The sequence below is a fragment of the Oleiphilus sp. HI0079 genome (genome assembly GCF_001635105.1).
On the sequence record NZ_LWFT01000224.1, the window covers coordinates 1 to 853 of the forward strand.

At 46.3% G+C, this 853-nt stretch carries 2 protein-coding genes; both read right to left on the reverse strand.

Annotated elements, in window-relative coordinates; all coding sequences use genetic code 11:
* A partial coding sequence (locus A3750_RS03380) for an Hsp33 family molecular chaperone HslO (protein WP_197474850.1) occupies positions 1-336 on the reverse strand: 336 nt, incomplete at its 3' end.
* 16 nt (positions 337-352) lie between these two features.
* A complete protein-coding gene (locus tag A3750_RS03385) occupies positions 353-760 on the reverse strand; it encodes an RNA-binding S4 domain-containing protein (protein WP_068454833.1) in 408 nt (135 codons plus the stop codon).
* Positions 761-853: the final 93 nt, after the last annotated feature.

The window sequence follows — 853 nt, forward strand, 5'->3', positions numbered from 1 at the left end:
TTGTGCCTTACCTAAAAGCATCCTCAGCTCGCCTTCGTTCGGCATGTCGTCAGTATAATTAGCAATCGTTCGAAAGCTCCTCATATTCGTTGCTTCTGCCATCAACAGGGTTAGAGGGCCCTGCCCACGAGCATGCAACGACAAACGCCCTTCAAACTTAAGTGTTCCGGTCATCAGCAGCGTGGCGGCCGTTGCCTCGGCAAGCAATTGCCTCACAACCGCTGGATATTGCTTACCTTCTATCGCTTGTAGAAAGCTATCTGAAAGCCTGACGATTTCACCTCGAATGTGGCATTCGTCAAACATAAATTTTTGAAATGAATCACCTTCAAGCATATATACTTCTCTCTGTTTAATCGTTTCGTTCTTCTTTAAAACGGTGAATCAAACGCCTATCACGCTTATTAGGTCGACGAAAAGCAACAGGCTGACTCTCACGCTCGGCCCTTCGTTCAGCAAGCTTCTGCTCGCGTTTTTCGAAGCTCTCCTCGGTTTCTTCATACAATACTTGGGCAAGCGTTGCGTTTTGCCGTCTATCTGAGATGCCTTTTACAATCACGACTTTATCTACCCAACCCTGCCGGATTGTTAGCTCAACACCCACATCAACTGTTTTTCCTGGTTTACAACGTTGCCCGTTGTACTCCACTTTCCCACCCTCGACGGCTTCTTTTGCCAGTGTTCTCGTTTTAAAAAAACGGGCAGCCCAAAGCCATTTATCAATGCGGACCTTAACTTCTGCGTTGTTCTGCTTACTCATGAATTCGGTAATATATCTAAAAACGACTTTAACAGGGGAAACGGACTCTCTTGCCTGATTGCACCCTGACTATCTGGCTGCTCAATGTTAATC

What these genes read in the sequence shown, in the direction of transcription:
- A3750_RS03385 (WP_068454833.1), bottom strand. Translation starts at nt 760, where the DNA reads ATGAGTAAGCAGAACAACGCAGAAGTTAAGGTCCGCATTGATAAATGG.